We start from the raw sequence: 17,924 nt of genomic DNA, 5'->3' as shown, positions 1-17,924 counted from the left end.
GGCCCCGAGGTGTCGAAGGTCAAGTGATGCGGGACACCCAGGGCTTGAAGATGCGGACGTAGCAATCCCGGGCAAGGAAGATGGAGCGGTCCAGGCGGCCCGAGTTGAAGACGATCTCCTGGTTCTCCAGCAGCTTGGGATCCACGAGCAGCTCCAGGTCCGGGTGGAGCGAGACAGGAGGAACCGCGCCCATGGTGCAGCCGGTCAGTCGCTCGGCGTGGTTCGCGGGCGCGAGGGCGGCGTACGTTCCACTGACCAACCGCTTCACCATGGCCATGTCCACCCGATAGTCGCCAGGCACGACACAGAGGAAGTACCGGCTCACGCGCTTGCCTTGCTTCACCATCAACACCAGCGACTTCGCGGCCTGGGACAGCGAGTGCCCGCGAAGGAGGCTGGCGAGCTCTGTCTGCCCCTCGGGCGGATGCTCCATGACCCGGAAGGTGGCGTTATGGTGCTGTAACAAGGTGATCAACTGCTCGTGGACATCGCTGCTCGCTTCGACTGTCTCCAACTGCGCCGTGTTGGTGGAAATCACGCTCTTCATCCTCCTGATGGGTTCAAAACCCCCTGGGGGGATGGAGGTGCTGGCGTGAACTTGTGACCTGGGCCGTTCCTTCAGCCACTCAAGACGGGGGTTTCACCAGGGGCAACTCCAGGGTGAACAGGGCGCCCCTGCCCGGTCCCTCGCTCTCCACCAGGATCGAACCGCCCATGGCCTTCGCCGTGAGGGCGCTGCTGTGGAGCCCGAAGCCGTGCCCGTCCTTCCTCGTGGAGAAGCCAGGGCGGAAGAGCTTCCCCACGTTCTCCGGCGCGATCCCCACCCCATTGTCGCCCACGGAGATCCTCAGCGACTGCTCCCCCTTCACCTCGATCTCGAGCCTGATCCACTTCGCCTCTCGCTCGCTCTCACTCAGCGCCCAGGCGGCGTTGCTGATGAGGTTGGCCAGGATCTGCACCACCCTGCTCCTCTGGAGGAGGAGAGCCGGCAGCGCCGCGTAGTCCTTGATGATTCGCACCCGCAGAGGCTCCAGTGCGGGGGTGTTCATCCTCAATGCGTTCTCCAGCAGATCCTCCGGGTGGATCAACTCCGCCGCTTCCAGGACCCCGACATAGGCCTGCTGAGTCCGCACCACCTCGTTGAGGTGCTCCACGCTCGCCACCATGGAATCCACCTCGCCCAGCGTGAAATCCAGGTCCTCCCGCATCGTCTCCGCCAGCAGGGTGAGGTACGTGGGCAGCCGTTTGCCAGCCTCATCCTTCACCAGGAACTCCCCGATGTCCGCCGCGTGCTCCTGCAGGAGGGCCGCGGCCCTGGCCAGCTTCGACACGTGGAACTGCCGCAGCTTGGATGCCACGAGTCCCGCCGAGGTGTTCACGCTGTTGAGGATGTTCCCGGCATTGTGCAACACATCCGCGGCGATCTCCGCCCTTCCGGCGCGCCGCGCGGTGTCCAACAGCTCGGCCTGCGCGCGCCGCAGCTCGCGCGCCCGCTCTTCGACGCGCCGCTCGAGCTCGTCGTGAGATCGCCGCAGCGCCTCCTCGGCCTGCTGGACGCTCGCGTAAAGCTTCGCGTTGGCCAGCGAGATCGAGGCTTGCGACGCCAGGACCTCGAGGACCGCGAGCCGGCTCGGTGTGAACACGCCCGCGGCCAGCCTGTTCTCCAGGTAGAGGACGCCCGCCAGCTTCGCCTGGCCCATCACTGGCATGCACAGGATGGACCGGGGTTTCGTCCGCACGACGTACTCGTCCGAGGCGAACCTGCTGTCGGCGTCCGCGTCCGCGAGGATGAGGCTCTCGAGCGAGCGCTTGACGTAGCTCACGATGGAGAGGGGCAGGCGATCCGATCCCTCGATCGGTACCCGCGCGGCGTCGACCTTGATCTCCTCTTGCTCGACCTCCGCCCACGCCTCGACGAACAAGGTGTCGTCACGGCTCAGGAGGAGGCAACCCCGCTCCGCCCCCGCACTCTCGATGAGAATGCACATCAGCGTCTTCAACAGGCCTTCGAGGACGATCTCCCTGGAGATCGCCTGTTGCGCCTTCACCACCGTCATCAGGTTGAACGCTTCGTCCGTGGCCGGGCTCGTGCCGCCGCTGGTGGTGCTCGCACCGGACCTGACCAGGTGCGGGTACTTCATATCGAGCTGCTTCACCTTGCCGTGCGCACCCCATTGCAGGTAGGCGCGCCGGGCCTCGCGCAGGTGCGCCAGGGCAACGGTCTCGATTCCACGGGCCCGATAGAACTCCGACGCGACCTCGTACGCGAGCGCCTCGTTCTGGATGAAGCCATTCTCGCGCGCCTGGCGGATGGCGTCTTCATACAGCCGCATCGCCTCTCCGACGTTCCCCCGGAGCCGGGCGAGCTCCGCGGAGATGAGCGCATGCGCATGAGCATGGTTCTCGGGGCCCGTCTCGGCCCACTCCTGGAGCACCGCCAGATTGTCTTCGATCTGGCCGAGGTACTCCCGCTGCACCTCGGGCGGCACCGCGTCATGGTGCCGGGCCAGCGCGAGGGCCGTGTGGTAGTGGTACTCCGCGACGCCGATCTGGCCGGTGTAGGAAGCGAGGAAATCCCTTCCCTTCCGGGCCATCTCCACGGCCCCCGGGGTGTCTCCGTAGATGAGCCCGCAGAGCAGCCGGTACCTGTAGAACATGAACGAAATGAACGGGACGGCGCGCAGCCCGGTCCCCACGTCCGGCGGCACCGGGGGAGGCTCCGTCTTCTGCCGCAGACACTCCACCACCTCTCGGAGATCCGCGATGGGCACCCAGATCGCGTCATTTCTCGTGCGACGGGTGAAGTCCATGGAGGTCTCGGCCTCCGCGATGACATCCTCGAGGTGGTCACCCATCATGAACCGGAACACCACCATGTTCATGCTGGAATAGGAGGCGAAGGTGAGCTCTCCGGCCTCGCGTGCGGCGGACCAGCTGACCTGGAACAGCGGGAGCACGTCCCGGAGGTGTTGGACCCGGTGGTTGATGAAGCCTCCGATGACGAGGCACACCTTCGCCCGGCTCCCGACGATGCCCCGCCTGTCCATCAGGTCGACCGCGAGCGCGCCGAGACGAACCGCCTCACGCCACTTCCTGAGGACATGTCCGATCGCCTGCCCGAAGACGACGTAGCCCATGACGGAGACGTCCGCGTTTCCGTGGCGGAGGCTGGCACCCACCATCTGGCATGCGAGCAGATCGTGCAGATCCGGGTTGATGAAGTACGCCGGCGGCAGGACCGCCGCGAAGAGCGCCAGGAGGGCCCTCTGCTCCGGGTCCGTCATCGGCGGCAGGTCCGCGATCGACTCGAGCTTGCGTCGAGCCAGCTCATCCCACATGGCCTGCACCGTGGCCCTCAGCGCCTCGGGAGTTGGCCGTGGAGACAGCTCGATCCCGAACAGCCGCGCACACGAGAGCGCCGCCTCGACGGCCTGGGGGAACTCGCCTCGGGTCCCGTGGAGATCCACCTTCAGGCGGTGCACGTTGGCCTGTTCCGTCCGGCTCCGGGCGCGCGTGAGGAGGGTGGAGATCTTCGCCTCCGCGGCCCCGAGCTGTCCGCTGATGATCTGGCACTGAGCCTGTTGGAAGGAGAGCGCGTAGGTCAGCTCGTAATGGGACTCCCACCCGCCCTCGCCCACGCAATCACAACCAGCGGCGAGGTAGCTCAACGCGGCCGCATGGGCACCCGACCGCATCGCGCTCTCGCCTGCCTCCAGGTTGAGCCGCGCCAGCTCGATCGCTTCGTCTCGGCCGTCGATCAGTGCCGCCGCGAGATTGAGATGGTTGACGATCTCGAACACCGCTGACGGCCGGCGCGTGCGCAGCATCCGTCCGATCCGCAGGTGTAGCCGGACGCGCTGCTCCTCCGGGGTGAGGAGATAGGCGGCCTGCTGGACGCGATCATGCAGGAACCTGTACGCATGCTCGAAGCGAAGAATCAGCCGCTCCTTGACGGCGTCGAGGAGATTCGCTTCGAGCTCCTTGGGGGACTCTTGCACCAGCCCGGAGACGTCCTCGGAATCGAAGGTGTTGCCAATGCACGAGGCGACCCTGAGTGCGTCCAGGGTGGCGGGCGGAAGCTCCCTCAGCTTCGCGACCATCAGGGCCACCACGTTATCGGTGAAGCCCTTGGCCTGGATCCGCGCCAGCTCCCAGACCCACTCGCGCGTCGCCACATCGAACTGGAGGAGCTTCTCCCGGTGGAGGGTACCGAGGAACTGGGTGAGGAAGAACGGGTTGCCTCCGGTCCTGTCGACGAGAAGGCGCGCGAGCGGCAGTACCCTCGCCTCGTCGGTGTGCAGCGTCTCCGCGACCAGCTGCTGGATGTGCTCGAGCCCGAGCGGCGAGAGCACGATGTCGGTGATCGGGACCTCCGCCCGGCGCAGCGAGTCGAGCGCCATCATCAGCGGGTGGGAGGGCGTCACCTCGTTGTCGCGGTAGGCGCCAATCACGAAGAGGCAGCCCGCATCCGGGTGGGGGATGACGTGCTGGAGGAGGGCGAGCGTTGCCGGATCCACCCACTGGAGGTCATCGAGAAAGAGGACGAGCGGGCGATGGTCCTGACTGAGGGCGCCGAAGAAATGGGCGAAGACCTCGTGGAGCCGATTCAGCGACTCGGCCGGCCCCAGCTCCTCCACCGGGGCCTGCCTTCCGATGATGAGCTCGAGCTGGGGAAGCAGGTCGACCACGAGCTGGCCGTTCGGACCGAGCGCTCGCTGGATGCGCTCCTTCCACACGGCCGTCTCCGCTTCGCCCTCGGCCAGGATCTGCTGGGTGCATTGCCGGAGGGCGGACATCAGGACGGAGTACGGGCCCCCGGTATTGAGCTGATCGAACTTGCCGGACGCGAACAAGCCACGCTCGCGCACCAGCGGCCTGAAGACCTCGTTCACCAGCGACGACTTGCCGACGCCCGAATACCCCGAGACGAGCGCCAGCGCGCATCTTCCCACCTTGAGGCCGCGATCGAACGCGTCCAGGAGCGCCGCCACGTCGTCCGTCCGGCCGTAGAGCTTCTCGGGGATGCGAAACCAATCCAGCGCATCCGCGGCACCGAGCGGGAAAGGGGCGAGCTCCGCGCCCGAATCCCACCGCGCGGCGCACTGCTCCAGGTCCGCCTTCAGGCCCTCCGCGCTTTGATACCGATCCTCGGGGGCCTTCGCCATCAGCCTGGCCACGATGCGCGAGAGGGCCACCGGCACGCTCGCGTTCACCTCACACACCTGGCGGGGAACCACCGCCAGGTGGCAGTGAAACCAACCCAGCACGTCCTCCGCCGAGAACGGGAGCGCCCCCACCAGCATCTCGTAGAACGTGATGCCGAGCGAGTACAGGTCCGAGCGGTGATCGACCGAGCGGTTCATCCGCCCTGTCTGCTCGGGCGACAGGTACGCGAACGTGCCCTCCACGGTGCTCGCCGGGCGGAAGGACCGGTGCTCGAGCGGGAGGGTCGACGCGATTCCGAAGTCGGTGACCTTCACCTCTCCCGTCGCGTCGTTCACGATGATGTTGGCCGGCTTGATATCGAGATGAACGATCTCGTGGCGGTGGACATCGGCGAGGGCGGACGCCATCGAAATCGCGAGCCTCAGGAACGCGCGGATTTCGAGCGGGCCGGAGAGCATCCGATCGAGCGAGCGACCCTGGAAGTCCTCCAGGACCAATGCGGCGATACCCGGCAGTTGCAGAAGCTCGATGGCATCCACGACATGAGACGAGCTCTGGCACCTCCGGATCAGCACGAGCTCGCGCTCCAGCCGCACCACCTCTCGCGAGTCCGTGCGCGCCGTGACTGGGACCTTGATGACCACCGGAAGTCCGTCGGCCAGCCTCGAGGCCCGGTACAGCGTGTGCATCTCCCCCTGGTGGATCACCTCGAGGACCTTGTACTGAGGAATTCTCGCCAACATCTTCGGTCAACTCCCAGATGCGCGCATGCCACGAACCGGACCCCCGCGCGACATCACGATCTTCTCACGGACGAGAAGACGAGGAGATCCCCCTCCATTCCGCCCGATGCGAGCGGAGAGCCTCCTCAATCAGAGTTGGAGCAGGCAAGGGGTCGAGAGCCCATCAGACACGGAGGAGCCCGCGGGACAGGAGCCGCTGGGGTGACGCACGGGAGTGCCAGCGGCTAGAGTCCGTTCCGGGCCATCATCGCCTGACGATCGAACACGATTCACGGGGGGTCAAACCATGTCACGCTCGCTGTGCGCTCTTCCGCTCCTGGTCGCTTCGTGTCTGCTCCAGACAGGGTGTGCGAACCTCATCCGGCAGGTCTCCGCGGACATGGGAGGAACCCCGAGAGCCAAGGTCGTCACGGTGACGCAGAGCGGCTGGAGCAGCACCGCGCCCGCCGCTGAGGCGCCCCCGCCGAAGCAGCTCGAGTTCGAGGCGGGTCAGCCCCTCTACGGGTGGTTCACGGTCAACGAGACCCTTCGCGACATTCCCAGCCAGAATGTCTACGTCTCCCTGTTCTGGACGGCCAATCCCGCGCTGACCGACCCCCAGAAACTCAAGGAGTACGTCCAGACCCAGGACGCCGCCTACAAGCCGAACTGGGACGACCTCCAGACCGGCGGCGTGTGGCGCGACGACTTCAAGATTCCCGAGGCGCAGGCCGCGCAGAAGACCTTCGTTCTGCCGTTCCTGGTCCAGGAGATCGGCGCGAAGGACGATCATCGGCTGTGGCTCCTGAACAAGCTGGCCTCGGGCGCCGCGAGCCGCGCCAGGTACACCGTGCTGGTCCGCTACTCCTGGAGTGGGGGGAACGAGACGCGGTACGACGCGTACGACCACTTCCTGCTCGATACCAGCAAGGGCAGCTATGACGCGATGCAACTGGCGGTGGGCGCCAAGGTGGTCATTCCCAACCCCCAGAAGGTGGATGCGGCACTGGAGAAGGAGATCCTCCAGGCCGCCAACCTGAAGTGGGGCCCTTCGGAGAAGAAGACCTACTTCAAGGCCATCCTCAACTCCGAGGACTGGGCGCGCTCGACCTCGGGCGACACCGGGGAGCTCGTGGGCCGTGTCATGGACGTGTGGCTGCTCGCGCGGAGCAAGGACAAGAAGGTCTGCTACGCGGAGCCCATGGAGGCCTCGCAGAAGCACATGTCCGCCGGTGTGTTCAGTCAGGCCGTGGTGGACGACCGGGAGAACATCTACCGGGTCGACTGCGCCCGCTTCAAGGGGATGTAGTTTCACGGGGAGTTGTCGAGGCGCCCGTCAGCCCACCGCCGCGCGCCCACCACGATCCGGGCCTGACGCGAGGGGTCGGCCGCCTCCACCGCGTCCGCCGCGTTGAGCAACAGGTTCAAGAGGGACAGCACCGTGAACATGGTGAAGCCCACCAGTTGCGTGACCATCAGCCGGGTGGACACGCCCGCCATCATGTCCATGAGCGCCACAGGGCTCGCACCGAGAGTGCGGTTCTCCAGTTGCCACGGCGTACCACCTCTCGTAGCAAGACACCGCATGAACGACGCCATCTCCACGGCCCTGGTGCTCCCCATGGGCCTGGGTCTCATGCTCGTCGGGGCCCTGGTCCTGGCGAGGAGCGGCTCGATCTGGGCACGACCGTGGTCGCGCTGGGGCGGGTGGACGAGGGACCGCGGGGGCCCGTGCTCACGGGCGGTGCCGGACTGCTGCTGCTCGGCGAGACCGAGAAGGAGCTCACCGCGTTCAAGGCCTCGGACCTGCTGGCCTGGGCGATGCTGGTGACGGGCCTCCTCCTCTGCGCCACGTGGGTCTCGCAGCTGGGGCGTGAGCCCGAGTCCATCCCCGGCACCGAGCCCACCCCCATCCAGATACCAACGCGGCCATCCCAGCCTCCTCCGCACGGCAAGTAGGCCACCCCGCCTCGCTCCGCCCGTCAACAGGCGGCGACCGTGCAGAGCAGGGCGCTGGGACAGGCATCGATCGCACTGCACGGCACGTCGGTGAATTCACGAGGGGGACACCCACGGGGCCGGCCGCGCACGCCACCCACGGCGTCCGACAGCTCGCCCTCCTCGAGCTCGGTCATCGGCTTGCCGGAGGGAAGCTCGGGGAGCGCCGCCCGCTCCTCCGAGGTGAGGCTCGCGCGGAACGCAGGATCCTTCCACGCACGGATGATGGTCTCTGCTCGCATGTTGTTCCTCCTGACGGGTCCTCCCCGGGAGGGGGAGGACACTTTCAGGCGGAAGGAGTCCCCTCTCGCCGTTTGTGACGGAGGAGCGCGATTCCACCGTCGCTCACGGGGTCCTCACACAGTCCCCCGTCCAGGTGAATCGCTGGCCGGCCTCCACCACCTCGAAGTCCGAGGGCTGGATCGCCCGGAGATCCAGCGGGCCGAGCAGGCCGTTCCATTTGGCCTTCGTGAACCGATCGCTCTGGGCCGTCAGGGCGATGTTGCCGCCGTCGGCCAGGAGCATCCCGTACTTCTGGAGCGCTCGCGCCACGACCCTGGCGCCCGCCGTGGGCAGGGAGTCCACCGGGTAGTTGGCCCTGAGGCGCAGACGCACGCCATACGGAGGCGCGTTCGTGCCGCCGCTCGCGGCCCGCGTGGCGTGCGTCGCCGGGCGCACGTACGTCGCGTTCCGGATCCGATCGTTCGGCAGGATGAAACGGATGGCGTGCTTGAGCTCGCCCGAGGCCACCTCGTCGGCGTCGAAGAGCAGCGGGGTGATGGGCAGGCCCGCGGCGTCCGCGCTCGTGCACTGCTCGCCGCGTCCCTGGGCCGGGTAGAGCCGATCGAGCTCCCATACCGCCAGGCACCCGCCCCGGTACGTGCTCCCCGAGAGGTGGGCCCGCCACTGCTCGTAGAGCTTCCGCGAAGGCCGGTGGATGACGATCAGGTGGCAGTCCCCATCCCCGGTGCACTCATAACCACTCTCCCCTTCCAGGGCCCCACCCGTTGGGACCGGCATGGCCGTGTCGTCACAGTCGGGCTCGTAGAAGTCGCTGGTCTTCTGGAACGAGCGCATGGGTGCCTCGTCCGTGCAGAGCACCTCCATGGAGAAGTCGATCTGCATGCGCCCCGCTCCCCAGCCGCGGCCCTGCAGATAGGAGATGACGGCGCTGGACTGGGAGTCGACCGGCGCCGTGGAGATGTCCTTGTTCCACGGCGAGTCCGGTGGGAAGAGCGGCTTGCGGCAGAGCTCCGTGCTCCCGGGATCCGAGATGATCCCGCTCCCCGCGGGGCTCCCCGGCGACGGCTCCTTGTCACCGCACCCCGGCACGAACATCAGCGCGGCGAGCAGGAGCCCCGTGCGAGCAGAACATCCCCCCGACTCCAGCGACACGACGAAGGCAGAAGCCATGGCCATCTCCAGGCAGTGGGTGTCAGCGACGGCCCGCGAGCTTGCCACACCCGAGAGGCGACTCCTCATCCGGGACCGGTCCGGAAACACCCTGGCCACCAGGGAAGGTGTCAAGGGACGCCTTCGCATGGCAACCTGAGCCACCCAACCCAGGAGCACCCATGCCCTCCAGCCTCTTCTTCATTCGCCTCATCGCGAATCGTCCCAACTTCGCGATGTCCATGACCGCCGACGAGCAGGCCACGATGCGTGCGCATGGCGAGTTCCTCCAGGGCCAGCTCGCGGCCGGCACGCTGGTCGTGGCGGGCCCGGTGCTCGAGCCCGCGGGCGTCTTCGGGATGGCTGTTTTCGAGGCGGAGTCGATGGACGAGGTCCGCCGCATTCTCGAGCGCGATCCCGCCAAGGCGATCGGGCGCCACGAGATCGCGCCCATGGGCCCGAGCAGCGTCCGGCCGGCGCGTCCCGCGGGCTCCTGAGCCGCCACGAGCCTCGGACGGGCCCAAAACACGCCTGCCGAACACCACGCTCGTTGGAGAAAATCGGCTCACCCTCCCGGCTTCATGACATGGGGACGGGCCAGCAACCGCTCAACATAGGCATCGATTGTGGGCCGGCCGGTCGGCGCCCCCCACCTTCGCATCCAGATGCACATCGCGCCGATCATCACGTCGGCCGCGGTGAACCAGTCACCAAACAGATAAGGTCCCTTGCCCAGCTCGTCTTCAACCACATTCATCGCCGTGTCGAAGTCCGTCCAGCCACGCTGGGGCAGCGTCTCCACCTTCAGCATCCTGTCGGCCATGGAGGGCTCGAGCTGCGAGGTCGAATACACCATCAGGGAGAGATAGCGCCCCCGCTCCGGCGAGCCGATCTTCGGCGCGAGGTTGGCCTGGGGGTACTTGTCGGCGAGGTACAAACAGATGGCCGCGCCCTCGAACACCTTCGTCTCGCCATCCACCAGCGCCGGCAGCTTGCCGGCGGGGTTGATCTTCAGGAACTCCGGTGTCTTGTGCTCGCGCTTCGCGAAGTCGATGGGCACGAGCTCGTACTCCGCTCCACACTCATCGAGCATCCACTTGCTGACCACCGCACGGCTTTGGGGGTTGAAGTAGAGCTTCATCGGTTCTCCTCCGAGATGGCGGTGCCCTTCACCCAGCGCCTGGCACTTCATCAACAGCAGCCCCCGCCGAGTACCAACTGGCCACCGACAGTGCTCAACGTGGGACAGATGCGGCCCGTGGTGCACCTGGGGCTGCCCACACCTGGGGAGGGACACCCATGAGCCACTGTCCTCGACTTGCATGGGTGTCCCTCACTGTTGCCACGTCACTTCCGTGTTTGCCTCGATTGGGCGTGTCGTGCTCGTTCGTGTTTGGGGCCTTCGCGTGGTCGAACAGGGACTTGACTGACGGGCAACGGACATCCGTACCGCACTCCCGTCCCCTGTCCTCTCCCGGCGCGCATGGAGCATGACAACTCTCTGGCGGCGAGAGCTGGACCCGGCCGCTGGAGAGAGGCACATGGCCGAGACGTACGTGGGTGGGGCTCGCATCCGTTACGATGACGAGGGGCAGGGAGAGCCCGCGCTGCTCTTCATCCCCGGCTGGTGCACCAGCCGTCAGGTGTTCCGCAAGCTCGCCCCCTGGTGCGCGCCCCTCTACCGGACGCTCATCGTGGACCTGCCCGGCCACGGCGAGTCCGGGCCCGACGAGGACTTCGACAGTGCCACCGTGGTGGACGCCCTGCTCGCCGTCATCACCGCCAGCGGAGCGCGTCAGGTCGTGCCCGTGGCCGTGTCCCACGGCGGCTGGTGGGCCCTCGAACTGCGGCGCCGGCTCGGCCCCCGCGTTCCCGCGCTCGTGCTGCTGGACTGGCTCATGATGGACCCTCCTCCCCCCGTCATCGAGGCCGTGAAGGCTCTCCAAACGCCTCGGTGGAAGCAGTGCCGCGATGGATTCTTCTCCCAATGGCTACAGGGGGTGAGCTCGCCGGACGTCCTCCGCTTCGTCCACGAGGACATGGGCTCCTTCGGCGAGGACATGTGGAAGCGCGCCGGCCGGGAGGGGGAGAAGATGTACGCGCGATATGGCAGCCCGCTGCGGGCGCTCACCACCCTCTCGCCCCCTGTCCCCACCCTCCTCCTCTACGCTCAGCCGGAGGACAGTGCCTGGCAGGAGGCCTTGCGCTCGTTCACCTCTTCCCATCCCTGGTTCCAGGCGCAAAAGCTCCCGGCGCGCAGCCACTTCCCCCTGCTGGAGATCCCCGGGGAGATGGCCACTCGCATCGGCCGGTTCCTCGACGCCGCGCTGGGGAGCCGCACCGGGGGGTTGGCCTCTTCGCCTCTCACGCGTGCTTGAGCGGCAGGCCCGCCTGGGGTGCTGCCTTCAACGCTGCATGTTCTGGCTTGCAATACAAGTCACCCCGGCCGCCCGTCCAGCGTAGCCAGTCCCGGAATAGCCCATCCGGCAAGTCGCGCTCGACCCGAGCCGACGGGACCGGTTGCCTCCTCCTCTGGAACAAGGCACCGTCCCCTCCGGCCGCCTGCACCGGTACGCCCAGCGGGTAGTTCATCGTGTCGTAGACCAGGTTGTTCTCGAACGAGAAGGACCGGCCAGGGTCTCTCCCTGGCCGGTCCCTTGCTCTCCCCGTTCAGCGACCCGTGACTACCGCTCGCCGCCACCCAGCAGCGGGATGAAGAGCTCCTGGCCCGCGTCCACGGGGCGGCCCGAGTCCTCGGGCTGCTCGATGGGGGCGGCGCGTACCACCAGCGCGGGAACGTACTCGTCCTGGCTCACGTTCACGGTGCGGTACGTCCGCTCCTCCTCCAGGCCCGCGCCGCCCTCCACGAGCCGCGTCGGCACATAGGCGATGTAGGACTTCACCTGGCCCAGGGCGCAGGGGGTGTTGCTGGCGCGCAACTGCATCACCAGCTCCTCGTACACCTTGTCCCTGGGCAGGGTGTCCGTGGCCCTCAGGCCCGGCGACAGCCGGAAGTCGGACCAGCGCACGTGCAGGCGGGCCACCTGCCCGTTGGGGTCCACGGCCGTGTGCACCTTGGAACCGTAGACGGGGAAGCCCTGCACCCGGCGCTTCATCCACACGTGCATCTCGGTGCGCGTCGAGGTGCCACGGCCGGTGACGGGGTCCTTCGTGGACGAGCGCATCGCGCGGACGACGGGCGTCTGCGTGTCCAGCTCGCCCGCGGGCACGCCGAAGCTCTGCGCGGCCCTGACGGAGGCCTCGTACGCGGCGCCCTCGGAGAGGGTGGTGGTGCGCTCCAGCTCGCTGCGCGTGCGGTTGAGGTACGTCACCTTGCCGCGCGTCAGGTCCACCTTCAGGGCCGAGCCGGTGGTGTTGCGGTAGTTGCAGCGGGTGGAGGTGCAGGTGGTCTCCGCCGCGAGCGTGTCGCCCACGCTGCGCGAGGCCAGCGTGGCATCGAAGGAGGAGGAGAGCTGCGCGGTGGCCGAGGCGGACAGCAGCCGCCCCATGATGGCCGAGTCACCCACCTCGGTGGGCAGGGAAGCCCTCGCGAGCTCCTCGAAGCTGGGGCACGTCTGGGCCAGGGCACTGGCCGGGCCGAGCAGGCTGGCGGCGACGAGGCCCATCATCACGTTCATGTTCTTCTTCATGGTGGTATCTCCGAAGGTACGGGTGGGCGCTCAGTCGTTGGGGTCGTTGAAGGGCGTCTCGCCGGCCGGGTCGCAGCCCTCGAAGAAGCCGTAGGCCCAGCCGTGGATGGCGCCAGGATCCGAGTAGATGTTGGTGTAGCGCTCGCCCCGGAGGCGGCTGAGGGCGTCCGAGGGAGTGGTGCCCACCGCGAGGGCCACGGGGCACTGCTCGTCGCCGCTCCCGTTCACATCGTCGTCGTACATGTTGTCCAGCCAGGCGGTGCGGATGGAGACGTCGTGCGCGTCGTCGGCGAAGTCCTCGTAATCATCCACGCGTCCGGAGCTGATCCACATGAGGCCGTGGAAGCCGTCCACCTGGTGCAGGCGCTGACCGTTGCTCGCCGAGTCCCCGTCCTGGAACATGCGCCAGGCGAAGTTGATGTTGTCGTCGTCCATGCTGTAGCAGGACGAGAGGTGGAGGAACTCCAGGTCCACGTCGCCGGCGAACAGGTCGTCGGAGCTGGCGCCCTCGGCGGCATCCAGCGAGCACTGGCCGCTGGAGTCCTTCACGCGCAGGGAGCCGGCCCAGTGGTTGCCGCTGTCGGCGCCGTGCAGGGCGATGATGGCCGCGTCCGCGTCATCCAGGAACGAGTCGTCCTGGCACGAGGTGGAGGTGGGCGCGTCCGGGTCGCAGAAGCGACCGCGGGACATGGAGCCGTTGACGTAGGCGCCGTCCTTGTAGAACACGCCCTGGCTGGTGACCTCGTCGTACCAGCCGCGCGCCATGTCATCCCAGGAGTCGCGGGTGCTACCGCCGCACTCGGTGGTCCACTGGGTGATGGCGAACATCTTGGCCTCGAGGCTCGCGGCCATGGCGGGAGAGGCGGACAGCAGGGCCCAGCCGAGGGACAGGGCGCCCCCCGCGCCGAGCACGCGGAGCAGGCCTCCGCGGTTCGGGGTCTTCTTCATGTCGGGTTCCTTTGGTGGAGGGCCATCTTCCGTGGCCTCCACCCTTCAACGAACCCGGCGCCACATCTTCCCGCGCGGGATTTATTTCTTTCACTCGGTGACAGCGCCGGAAGGGTCCGGTGTTCCATCTCCCACAGCCGGCACGCGGCCGGCCTTCCCAGCATCAGGAGATGGAACATGGCGATCCTGCACCGTGGATTGTGGGTGGGTATGGCATTGCTCGCGAGCTTCATGGCCCCCGCCTGTGGACCCGAGGCGCCGGCCGGGAGCGAGCCGGAAGTCGGTGAGCTGGAGTCCGGCGAGTCGGGACTGGAGGCGGGCCAATCACCCCTGCCCCCGCTGAATCGCGAGGCCCTGCGACAGGCCATCGCGAACCTGCCGAATGACGAGGTGACGGGCGCCCTGGTCCGCGTGAGTGGAGCGGATGGGCATTGGCTCGGCACGTCCGGCGTGGCGGACATCCACACCGGAGCGCCGATCTCCACGGACGCGCGCTTCCGCATCGGCAGCATGACGAAGGTGTTCACCGCCACCGTGGTGTTGCAGCTCGTCGCCGAGGGGCGGGTGGACCTGGACCGGCCCGTGCAGCACTACCTGCCGGGGCTGCTGCCGGACGGTGTCTTCAAGCCCATCACCGTGCGGCAGTTGCTCAACTACACCCACGGCCTGCCCGGCGTGCCGGTGCCGCAGAAGGACCCGGAGTGGTTCTTCGAGAACCGCTACCACCGCTTCAGCCCCCGCGAGCTCGTCGCGTTGGCGCTCCCCGCGGGGCCCCGCTTCGACCCGGGCCAGCAGCAGGAGTACGGCAACATCGGCTACATCGTCGCCGGGCTGCTCATCGAGAAGGTGACGGGCCGTCCCTACGGCGAGGAGGTGCGGGCGCGCATCCTCCGTCCGCTGCACCTGCGCGACACCTCCGTGCCCGGTAACGACGTGACGATTCCGGGGCCGCATGCCCGTGGTTACGAAATCGTGCCCCCCACGGAGGAGGGCTGCCCGGACGGCGCCACCGCGTACCGCGAGCGGTGCCTGGTGGACGTCACCGAGGCCAGCCAGTCCGTGCCCTGGGCTGCGGGGGAGATGATTTCTACCACCGCGGACCTGGACCGCTTCCTCGTGGCCCTCTTCCAGGGACGGCTGCTGCCGCGTGCGCAGCTCGAGGAGATGTTCACCGTGCCCGACGTGTCGGACGTGAGCGGCGAACGCGCCAGCTTCGCCGCGGGGCTGGGCCGCTTCGTCGTCAACGGCATCACCTTCTGGGGGAAGAGCGGCGACAGGCACGGCTACAACAACGGCATGGGCGCCACCCGGGACTTGCGGCGGCGGCTCGTCTTCTCGGTGAACACGCTCCGCATGGGGCAGGAGCAGCCCCGCATCGCGGTACGCATCATCGCCGCGGCCGTGAGCGAGCCATCGCAGCCGTAGCTCCGAGGAAGGTGACGAGGAAGGGCGGGCCACTATCGACCGTTGAGTGCCACTGCCACTCCAACATGAACCGGGAGGGTGACCAGGGGCCGGGCAACAGCGGCGGGTTCGGCTACGACGGCGTCTCGCTCGATCTCGCCACGCGGGCGGGCATCCTCCGAGGCATCAAGCGGGACGGGCAGTTCCGCGGGCTCCCGGATCGGCTCGCGGATGGCACGCCCCGGCTGGTGGCCAGCCTGCTCGCCCGCCATACCGAGCTGAACGGGAACTACGACCCGGCGGTGATGGGCATGCCCCTCGGCTTCCCGCCCATTCCCGACGAGGAGATCGATCTGATCTACACGTGGATCGAGCGGGGCGCGCCTGAGTAGACGGCTTCGATTTCCATCGCTTCCCATGGAGGTTGCCCGCCGCGCTGAGCCGCTCCTACCGCCAACGAGGAAGCGCGGCTCGCCATCTTCGCTTATTTGGACTCGACCCGTCCGAGCGGCCTGGCTACGCCAGTCAGCGCGTTTTGCGCTTCCTGCCAGGCGGAGTCTCCGGGGTAGAGCCCGGTGCGGAGGTAGGCCCAGGTGAGAAGCTGAACGGCAGCCACTCGCTCGGGGTTCTCGTCCGTGGTCTCGGCGACGTCATATCCCGAGACTCCGCCCAGCCCGTGCCCTGCGTCGAACAGGGTGAGCAGGGACTTGGGGCTTGGGGAGAGGAAGTATGGCTCGGCGTGCCAGTCGGCGCCTGCGACCGTCAGGTGGGGAGAGTCGTCCTTGTCGCCGGCGACCACGAGCGCGGGCGTCGTCATCCTGGAGTAGTCGATGGTCGAGAAGAAGGAGTAGTTCTCGGCTGCGAACTTGCTGAGGGCGTCGCCTCTGCCGGGCGCGGCGAGCAGCACGCCCGCCTTGATCCGGGGCTCGGAGAGGTTCACTTCCGTTCCGTCGTGGGGAGCCTTGTGCCGCGCGCCAAGCAGCAGGCTCGCGGTGTGCCCGCCCATCGAGTGCCCGACGACGGCCACCTTGCTTCGGTCCAAGCGCCCGGCGAGCGCGGCGACGGCGCGCTCGATCGCGTCGAGTTGGTCGAGGATGCGCTTCATGTCCTCGGCCCGCGCTCGCCAGTACAGAGGCGCATCGGGGTCCTTGGAGTCGAGGGTGAGCGTCTTTGAGTCGAGATGGGTGGGCTGGATCACGACGAAGCCGTGTGCCGCATAGTAGTTGGCGAGTGGGGCGTAGCCGTTCAATGAGGAGAGGTGGTTGGAGCGGCCGTGGCCGTGCGAGAGCAAGATGATGGGCAGTTCGCTTCCGGTCAGGGGCGCGGAGACTCGCACCTGGAGATCAACGGCGCGGCCGGGAGCTGGCAGCACGACTGGGCTGACCGACAGGACCGGCGTGGGTGCGCTGGGGATGTTGGCCGCGGAAGTCGGTTCGCTCATGATTCTGATTTCCTTTCGTGGGCTCGGCTCCGTGAAAAGGCCCGGAGACGAGAGCGCGAACCATGCCGCGCGGCGCGATCCGTGAATTGGAAGGACCGGACATTTTCATCGTTCCTTCCGCGCCGGATTGAATGGCCGCGGTGGACGCGCAAGGATATGAGGGTGTCGCGCACGATGGACTCTGCCGCCTTGACCTTCTCAATTTCCCGCTTCGTCGAGGACGTTCGCGGTGTCGTGCCAGTCGCTGGACGCGCAAGTCACGAACGGCTGCCCGACGGAAGAACGATCCTTGTCTTTCGAGTGCTCGAGGAGGGTCGGAAAGGGGATGTGTGCGTCGCGGGCCCGCGAACGCGGGCGCTGTTCAAGAACGGAACGGGCGTCGCGCGGGCGGTAATCCTTCAGTTCAAGCCAGGCTGGTCGGCGCAGCTCCTGGGCGTGTCCGCGAGCGCGCTGACGGACCGGATCGTGCATCTGGAAGACATCTGGGGCCGTTCGGGCGGCGACCTCTGCCTCGAGCTGCTCGCGGCGCGAAGCCTGCCGGAGATGCTCGACCGGCTTTCCCACGCGATCGCCCTTCGTGCCCACCAGACATTCGAACCGGCATCGGCACGGCTCGCTCGCCGCGCGGTTCGCTTGTTCGAAGGAGACGAGGTTCGGGTGGAGCGCGTAGCGGAGCGGCTTGGCGTCACGGCGCGGCATCTTCGCCGCGCCTTCACGGAGAGCGTCGGCATCGGGCCGAAGGATTTCGCGCGGGCCGTTCGCCTGCAGCGTGCCGTGGGGATGGCGGCGAGCTCGAAGGACTGGGGACGCATCGCCGCGGACGCGGGCTATTACGACCAGGCGCACCTCATTGCCGACTTCCGGGAGCTCGTCGGGCTCACGCCGGGCGCCTTCGTGAAGCGGACGGGCGATCGGGGCGTTCGGTTCGGCTCCGGCGAGGCGGAGGCCGATCTCCACGACACCCCGGAGCGACTCGGGCTCGACTTCCAGCGCCCGACGTGAGCTCTCCAGCCGTCGCCAAGGCACACACTCCGCCAGGCTCCCACGAGACTCCGCCAGGCCCGCTCTGGGAGTGCCAGGCGGCGGGTTCGATTCCCGCCGCCTCCACGAGAAGTTACCCGCCGCTGTGAGCCGCGCCCTCTGCTGGCAGGGGGGCGCGGTTTGCTTTTGGGGACCAAATCGGGCTCCCTGGGACCAAAGAAG

The 17,924-nt window shown here is 67.6% G+C and carries 16 protein-coding genes; 7 read left to right on the top strand and 9 right to left on the bottom strand.

Features of this window, described 5'->3' with window-relative positions; translation table 11 throughout:
• Positions 1-19: 19 nt before the first annotated feature.
• On the bottom strand, positions 20-547 hold the full coding sequence (locus JRI60_RS17745) for a YbaK/EbsC family protein (RefSeq protein ID WP_204227042.1): 528 nt from the start codon (positions 545-547) through the stop codon (positions 20-22).
• A gap of 79 nt (positions 548-626) precedes the next feature.
• The gene (locus JRI60_RS17740) at positions 627-5,909 is read right to left on the bottom strand and encodes a trifunctional serine/threonine-protein kinase/ATP-binding protein/sensor histidine kinase (protein WP_204227041.1); all 5,283 of its coding nucleotides are present in this window, start codon (positions 5,907-5,909) and stop codon (positions 627-629) included.
• Between the two features lie 286 nt (positions 5,910-6,195).
• On the opposite strand from JRI60_RS17740, the gene JRI60_RS17735 reads away from it, so the two are divergent.
• Positions 6,196-7,197: a hypothetical protein gene (locus JRI60_RS17735; RefSeq protein WP_204227040.1), complete on the top strand. Its 1,002-nt coding sequence runs from the start codon at positions 6,196-6,198 to the stop codon at positions 7,195-7,197.
• Between the two features lie 2 nt (positions 7,198-7,199).
• Here JRI60_RS17735 and JRI60_RS17730 read toward each other — a convergent pair whose 3' ends face one another.
• Positions 7,200-7,406, bottom strand: coding sequence for a hypothetical protein (locus tag JRI60_RS17730; RefSeq protein ID WP_204227039.1), 207 nt, complete (start codon positions 7,404-7,406; stop codon positions 7,200-7,202).
• 171 nt (positions 7,407-7,577) lie between these two features.
• On the opposite strand from JRI60_RS17730, the gene JRI60_RS17725 reads away from it, so the two are divergent.
• Complete coding sequence (locus tag JRI60_RS17725; protein ID WP_204227038.1) at positions 7,578-7,847, top strand: hypothetical protein; 270 nt, start codon at positions 7,578-7,580, stop codon at positions 7,845-7,847.
• Between the two features lie 23 nt (positions 7,848-7,870).
• Here the strand turns inward: JRI60_RS17725 and JRI60_RS17720 are convergent, their stop codons facing one another.
• Together JRI60_RS17720 and JRI60_RS17715 are read right to left on the bottom strand one after the other, a co-directional pair.
• On the bottom strand, positions 7,871-8,128 hold the full coding sequence (locus JRI60_RS17720; protein ID WP_204227037.1) for a mersacidin/lichenicidin family type 2 lantibiotic: 258 nt from the start codon (positions 8,126-8,128) through the stop codon (positions 7,871-7,873).
• A gap of 103 nt (positions 8,129-8,231) precedes the next feature.
• Positions 8,232-9,299 (bottom strand): hypothetical protein, encoded by a 1,068-nt coding sequence (locus JRI60_RS17715; RefSeq protein WP_239470583.1) that lies wholly within the window; start codon positions 9,297-9,299, stop codon positions 8,232-8,234.
• Positions 9,300-9,460: 161 nt separating this feature from the next.
• Here JRI60_RS17715 and JRI60_RS17710 point away from each other — a divergent pair, with 161 nt between their 5' ends.
• Positions 9,461-9,775, top strand: coding sequence for a YciI family protein (locus JRI60_RS17710; protein ID WP_204227036.1), 315 nt, complete (start codon positions 9,461-9,463; stop codon positions 9,773-9,775).
• A gap of 68 nt (positions 9,776-9,843) precedes the next feature.
• Here the strand turns inward: JRI60_RS17710 and JRI60_RS17705 are convergent, their stop codons facing one another.
• Complete coding sequence (locus JRI60_RS17705; protein WP_204227035.1) at positions 9,844-10,419, bottom strand: glutathione S-transferase family protein; 576 nt, start codon at positions 10,417-10,419, stop codon at positions 9,844-9,846.
• A gap of 400 nt (positions 10,420-10,819) precedes the next feature.
• Here JRI60_RS17705 and JRI60_RS17700 point away from each other — a divergent pair, with 400 nt between their 5' ends.
• The gene (locus JRI60_RS17700) at positions 10,820-11,656 is read left to right on the top strand and encodes an alpha/beta fold hydrolase (RefSeq protein ID WP_204227034.1); all 837 of its coding nucleotides are present in this window, start codon (positions 10,820-10,822) and stop codon (positions 11,654-11,656) included.
• A 306-nt stretch (positions 11,657-11,962) separates the two neighbouring features.
• Here JRI60_RS17700 and JRI60_RS17695 read toward each other — a convergent pair whose 3' ends face one another.
• Both JRI60_RS17695 and JRI60_RS17690 read right to left on the bottom strand, forming a co-directional pair.
• Positions 11,963-12,928 (bottom strand): hypothetical protein, encoded by a 966-nt coding sequence (locus tag JRI60_RS17695; protein WP_204227033.1) that lies wholly within the window; start codon positions 12,926-12,928, stop codon positions 11,963-11,965.
• Positions 12,929-12,958: 30 nt separating this feature from the next.
• The gene (locus JRI60_RS17690) at positions 12,959-13,876 is read right to left on the bottom strand and encodes a DUF6345 domain-containing protein (RefSeq protein ID WP_204227032.1); all 918 of its coding nucleotides are present in this window, start codon (positions 13,874-13,876) and stop codon (positions 12,959-12,961) included.
• A gap of 177 nt (positions 13,877-14,053) precedes the next feature.
• Between JRI60_RS17690 and JRI60_RS17685 the strand changes: the two genes are divergently transcribed.
• Together JRI60_RS17685 and JRI60_RS17680 are read left to right on the top strand one after the other, a co-directional pair.
• On the top strand, positions 14,054-15,301 hold the full coding sequence (locus JRI60_RS17685; RefSeq protein WP_204227031.1) for a serine hydrolase domain-containing protein: 1,248 nt from the start codon (positions 14,054-14,056) through the stop codon (positions 15,299-15,301).
• A gap of 65 nt (positions 15,302-15,366) precedes the next feature.
• On the top strand, positions 15,367-15,672 hold the full coding sequence (locus tag JRI60_RS17680; protein ID WP_239470582.1) for a hypothetical protein: 306 nt from the start codon (positions 15,367-15,369) through the stop codon (positions 15,670-15,672).
• A 92-nt stretch (positions 15,673-15,764) separates the two neighbouring features.
• Here the strand turns inward: JRI60_RS17680 and JRI60_RS17675 are convergent, their stop codons facing one another.
• Positions 15,765-16,721 carry an alpha/beta hydrolase family protein gene (locus JRI60_RS17675; protein WP_204227030.1) on the bottom strand — a complete coding sequence of 319 codons (957 nt, stop codon included), beginning with the start codon at positions 16,719-16,721 and terminating at the stop codon, positions 15,765-15,767.
• Positions 16,722-16,883: 162 nt separating this feature from the next.
• On the opposite strand from JRI60_RS17675, the gene JRI60_RS17670 reads away from it, so the two are divergent.
• On the top strand, positions 16,884-17,723 hold the full coding sequence (locus JRI60_RS17670; protein WP_275439339.1) for a helix-turn-helix domain-containing protein: 840 nt from the start codon (positions 16,884-16,886) through the stop codon (positions 17,721-17,723).
• Positions 17,724-17,924 lie beyond the last annotated feature (201 nt).

Source organism: Archangium violaceum, assembly GCF_016887565.1.
GTDB lineage: Bacteria > Myxococcota > Myxococcia > Myxococcales > Myxococcaceae > Archangium > Archangium violaceum_B.
Note: the sequence above shows the minus strand (reverse complement) of the source record. Positions and strands in the feature narration are given on the sequence as shown.